Annotated in this window: 5 protein-coding genes; all 5 read right to left on the bottom strand. The window is 47.3% G+C overall.

What is annotated here, in order from left to right; all coding sequences use genetic code 11:
* Positions 1 to 1434: IS66 family transposase (gene tnpC, locus LEPIL_RS20440; RefSeq protein WP_002775651.1), on the bottom strand; the 1434-nt coding region annotated here is incomplete at its 3' end.
* Between the two features lie 39 nt (positions 1435 to 1473).
* Positions 1474 to 1824: an IS66 family insertion sequence element accessory protein TnpB gene (gene tnpB, locus LEPIL_RS20435; protein WP_002775650.1), complete on the bottom strand. Its 351-nt coding sequence runs from the start codon at positions 1822 to 1824 to the stop codon at positions 1474 to 1476.
* Positions 1821 to 2087, bottom strand: coding sequence for an IS66 family insertion sequence element accessory protein TnpA (tnpA, locus tag LEPIL_RS20430; protein ID WP_002775648.1), 267 nt, complete (start codon positions 2085 to 2087; stop codon positions 1821 to 1823). The genes tnpB and tnpA overlap by 4 nt, the downstream gene beginning before the upstream one ends.
* A 198-nt stretch (positions 2088 to 2285) precedes the next feature.
* Positions 2286 to 2768 carry a hypothetical protein gene (locus LEPIL_RS20425; RefSeq protein WP_002775646.1) on the bottom strand — a complete coding sequence of 161 codons (483 nt, stop codon included), beginning with the start codon at positions 2766 to 2768 and terminating at the stop codon, positions 2286 to 2288.
* Between the two features lie 13 nt (positions 2769 to 2781).
* Positions 2782 to 5529: M23 family metallopeptidase (locus LEPIL_RS20420; protein WP_040920817.1), on the bottom strand; the 2748-nt coding region annotated here is incomplete at its 5' end.

Genomic DNA, 5529 nt, shown 5'->3' with positions numbered 1-5529 from the left:
GAGCGCTGGCATGGGCACCACTTGTGGTAACGGCGAACAGTCCAATTTTTCCTGCCTACCACAAATGGTCGAATGTCCATTTTCTACCTGGTTGTTATCGATAGGGATCTCTGGATTATCAAGGAAAGCCGTTAGCTGCGGCCATATATTCAGGGTATACTTTACGGCGTTCCCGTAACGACCGGATGGGTTATATGATGCATCCTGTTTACTGATAATATTTTTCAACTCAACCATGAGCGGCCTTGTTCCCTTGTCTCTGAGTCGAGCCAGCTCCTTGAGATCCTGATGACTTTCACGCCAGTCCGATTCAATTTTATAGACTTGCCTGTACAATTCCAGAACCGTATCGATGTCGGCATTACCTTTTACGACCTTGCCCGCCTCGATAAATTTTCTACGTGCATGAGCATTGCAACCTGCATGAACGATTTCGCTCCGGGATTGAAGAACGCCATAACCGCTGTAGCCATCTGTAACGATCGCTCCTTTATAATCGGATAAGATTTCCGTCAGAAACGCAGAGCTGCGATTGGAACGATAAAAGAACAGAGGAACCGGGCCTTCGCGAGTATGAGCAAGAATATGCCACAGATAAGAAAGCTGATCCGCTCTTTTGTTGGGTTCCTTCAACACCTGAAACACCGTCTCATCGATTCCTATCACGGATGCTTCATTGATCTGTCTGTAAAGCAGAGACTGTAGCGGCAACAGAGCCTGCGCTACGCGAATGGCCGTCATTGCCATCGTTTTACGACTGATTTCAATACCGGCTCTTCTGAAAATCACCTCCTGCCTGTAGAAAGGAAGGCTGTCGGCAAACTTCGACACGATCATGTGCCCGAAGATCCCTTCTGACAGAATAGACTTTCCGAGCAGAGAAGGTTTTACGGGGGCGATTGCTACAGGTTGGCCTTCATCATCTACTCCATAGCATTGCCGACAGGCATATTTGGGGCGGATAATTTTTCTGACAAAGACTTCGGCCGGTATATACTCGATTTTCTCGCATACCTCTTCGCCGATCCTTGCTTTTTCTGATCCACAGCTACAGAGCTTTTCCGTTTCAGGGATATCGATGATTTCTTCTCTGCGTTCCAGATCGTCCGGGATTCTTTTCTTCCGTTTCTTGTTGCGCTGAGGCGAGGTTACAATGACCGGCTCCTCATCGAGCGGTAATTCCGGATGACTGTCGTGAAGCGTTTCTATTTCGTTGAACAAAAGAGCCTGTCGTTGTTCGATCGGTCCCAGCTTTTCTGATTTCTTTGAGAAGAGGCGCGATTGAAGAAGCGTAACTTTCTCTTTGAGAATCTTCACCTCAATACTATAGTAGCGAAGCGCCGCACTCCTCTCTTCCAGAAGGTTATTCTGGTTAGCAATAATGCGCTTCAGTTCTTCGATATCATCAGGAAGGCTTCCAGAATCGAAAGACATAACAATCCGATATTACAGACAGAGATACAGATCAAGCATTTATCCGAATTTTGTGTAATGAAGCGTTGAATGTGCTCGCCTGAAGTCGATCCCGTTGAGAAGCCAGTTTAACTGATCCGAAGTGATTTCCATAACCGCCTGTTCATCCTGAGGCCACGGAAATCGATCTCGCTCCAGACGTTTCTGCCACAGGCAGAATCCGTTTCGATCCCAGTACAGTATCTTCACCAGATCCTTCCTGCGGTTTCCGAAAGCAAAAAGACTCTGCTCGTAGGGGTTCAGTCTCAGGTCATTCTGCACGATGCCGCCTAAACCATTTATGGATTTTCGCATATCCGTAGCTCCAGGCCTCAGAAAGATGCGGACACTTTGCGATAGAGTCGGAATCACAACCTTCTTCCAAAGATCAGATTGAGCCGTAGCCTGATCGAGAACGGCACCTGAAAGTGAACTTCAAGCAAAGGAGGCTTTTCAATACCGAGCTGCGGCATCGGAAAAGGGAGTTCTATCAGAGATCTGCTCTTTCCTTGAGTCCGTGATTTCTCGTAAAAAGAATACCTATTCACCCGATTTTGCCGGCAATACTCTGCCTTGCTGAGTCCGGACGCTTGCCAGTCCTTGATATGCTTCTGCCAGTCGATCTTCGCCTTCATGAATTCCTCCTGATGGAGGAAATTTCGGCAAATTCATGATGCCACCGCAGAGGCGGTTAATGCTCCGCTTACGATGAATTTGAAAATTGAAGAGAAGCACCCTGTACTTACACTCGACACAACCCTACTCGACACAGGTGTACAAGAAATTTTTGGGTACGTAGAAATCAGGCTGCCGCGGCACTAGTGCCGCGGGCATTACTTCTTCTCTCGCTCGGCAGGGCTGATTCGTGTCCAACCTATAAATCCTTCTTGATGTACGAGAATTGTATTCTCATCGCGCAAATCATACCATAAAACGGCATTGACGACTGACGGCTCGCCCTCTGCCAATCGTGAGTTATCGTATAAATCAATCATATTATTGAGATTATTCTTTTCCAGTGTCACCCTACCCACGGTATAAACTCCTGCTTCCAACGCATACAAGGCTTCAGGATTTTTCTTTTTGATTTGAACGGTTATCGTTTCCCCGGGTGTATCTGAATATAAATCCCAGCATATTCCTATAATTGCACCGCTATCTTCTCGCCAAATACCCCGAATGTTCCTTAGTGCTTCACATCCCTTTTGTTCATTTCTTGACGAAGCCTGGGGTATCACAGGTGGAGTTGCTTTCTCCGGTTCGCAGGAAACAACCACTATAAGTCCGAAAAACAAAATCCACCTAATCCTTTTCATCTGTTCACCCCCCTTACGGAACTTCCCAGTAATAACCGGACTTTGGTACGGATTGTTGGTTATAGTATCGCTTCATAATCGCATCGGTTCCTATGTTCTCGTTATTATAATAGACTTCCATGTGGTTATGCAATGGGTAGCCATTGCCCGCTCCGCCCTGCCTGCCAATGTATTGCCCGGCAGTCACACTCGCACCCTCATAAATCCCTTCAGCGTAGCCACTCAAGTGCATGCGAACTTCTTTATAGCCACTGGTATATGTAATTTCCAAAGCATTAACACTTGGAATAATTCTAGTTATCTTCCCATTTTCCGCTGCAAACTCATCATATAGGATTGTCTTATAATCGGCAGTTCGGTTGCCCGTGTCTATTCCCCCGTGACCATACAGGGCATGCGATGCCACATCTCCTACAGGGAAGTCAGCACTACCTTCAGGACCGTGCACCCCATCATTAAATTTAATTGCACCTGCCTGTGGTGCATAGATAGGGCTGCCATCAGGATTATTTCCGACTTTTACAGGGCTCAGGTTACTCTCCTGACCATGCATTATGTAGAACTGCTTATACTCCGGACCATTCTCCATGTGGAAGGCTGTGAAGCTTCCCATATTTCCTGTATTTGGGTTCATAATCCAAAATCTTTTCTGATTATTCTTGAGGTCTATGTTCTCCCAATAGATGTCACCTGCCTCCGTTTGTTGATGTACTATCTTTATATTGCTTGCATTCATTTCATACACAAGGAAACCGTCTTCCTTCAGCAATGTCCTGTTATTACCGGTTATTCTATTTTCTTCATAGTTTAATTTATAGTATTGTAATCGATCCGCTGCGCTCATCTGACGCAAGTCCATTTGTCCGTCAGAATTCATGTACTGAAGGTTTTTTATCTGTAGCACCAGTTTCTGCTGGTAAATACCTGTCATTTGCTTAGAATTATTAGAGTTCACAGTAGGTTTTTCATCAAAACCAAACAAACCTCTCGTTAATTGTATACCAACACGAACATACGTGTTGGTTTTAGGGTCATACGAATAGGTAGCTTCCCCGAGTCCAGGTACAGTTGATTTTATCATATCAGGACCACCCTGATATGGCTTCTGCCGTGGAAAAAAATCATCGTAACCAAGGTCATGTACTCCACTTGCTCTTTGCTCTCCTACCCATTCAACGATTTCGGATACATCATATCCTTTCCTTGCCAGTTCCTTAATATATTCATTGGTGGTGGCTGCCTTCTGGCTTCTAAATATGCTACTCTTGAAATTATCCAGCAACCCATCAGGTAGTTTTTGTTTTCCACCTGCCCCAGGATCACCGTCTTCCTCCTCCTTCCTCCTCGCCATACCAAACAGGCCAGATACCATAGAATAAACTTGACCTGTCTTATTGGCAAGAGCAGAACCAAGCCCAACCCAGCCTGTAAACTCACCAAGAAATCCCTCGGCAAATCCAGACATCGCATTATCCCAGCTCCAGTCGCCGGAAGTCGTGCTTGTGGCACTGTTGTCCCTCGACGCTCGACCGCCCATCGTGACGGCAAGGTTCCAGAAAGCACTGGCATTGCCGATATCGGGATTCGCCATGGCCGCATAATTGTTCTGGTAACCCTGATTATACTTGTAGTATTCGGCGAACGTATTCACTCCCGTGCTGCTCACGCTGGATATGATATCTTTTGCATAATCGTTCTGGATACCAAATCCTTTGATAACTCCTTCTGAAATACCCGCCGATAGCGCTCCTGTTCCCATATTCTGCCAGAAGGCATCCCCATTTGAGCCAGAAAGAGTCCAGCCGGTGATATTACCGTGATCATTATATGAGAAGCCTGCACCGATAGAACTTGCACTTGTGTTAATGGCGGCGGCCATCAATCGATCAGCCGCCGATACATTCGCACCGGAAGTCAGGTTTCCTGCATACATAGACGCAATTCCTATAGCCGTTCCCACAGCGGCACGGTCATTCATCACCGCATCGCGCTTGCCGGTCTTCGTGTCCACCTGGATTGAGTTCCCTGCCGCAATAATGGCGGCGCCTACAGCGACACCGACGACGCTCCAGCTCGTTGCAACAGCAACCGCTGTGCCAAGGGCATTGGCCATTCCCTTGAAAGCCCCAAGCGCCTGCGCCTCCCACATATAACCGGCATCCTTACCGTAAACCTCAGAGGCGACTCGCACATTCTGTATCGAGGTGGCAAGAATCGACACCGGATTAAACTGATTGATCGTCGCCGATATCGGGTCAATTGAACCCGATATACTTTCTATCCGATCTGAGTTCTTACCGTCGATATACCGGCTCACAAGATCCAGTTTGTTATAGAATCCAAGGACGATGCCACTCGGGCGATTTCCACCTTCTCCTAATTCACCAAAGCCCGGATCATTGATATACTTCATGATATCAAGGGCCGCAGAGGGATTGTCTTCGCTAACGGCGGACGCTATCGCCTCCTGCACCTTACCATCGGCATAGCCCTTCAGGTCATCGTCTTCGTCGAGACCCGACGAGATCTTCCCGCTCGATCCCGCCGGCTTACCGATCCACCATGCTAAGTCGCCGATGACTTTTTTATCTTTAGAATTCTTCCGCTCTGAGGTCGTTCCCGTGCCCATGATCTTCTCAAAGGCCTTCTGGAGTATCAGCTTCTGGACCGAGAAGAATGATTCTACCTGTACCGTATCGGCGGCTTCAAGGAACGACGGCAGATCAGACATGATCTCGTCGCGGCTTTTCTCGATCATGTC

Source organism: Leptonema illini DSM 21528 (assembly GCF_000243335.1).
Lineage (GTDB): Bacteria > Spirochaetota > Leptospiria > Leptospirales > Leptonemataceae > Leptonema > Leptonema illini.
This window is presented reverse-complemented; position numbering and strand designations above follow the sequence as displayed.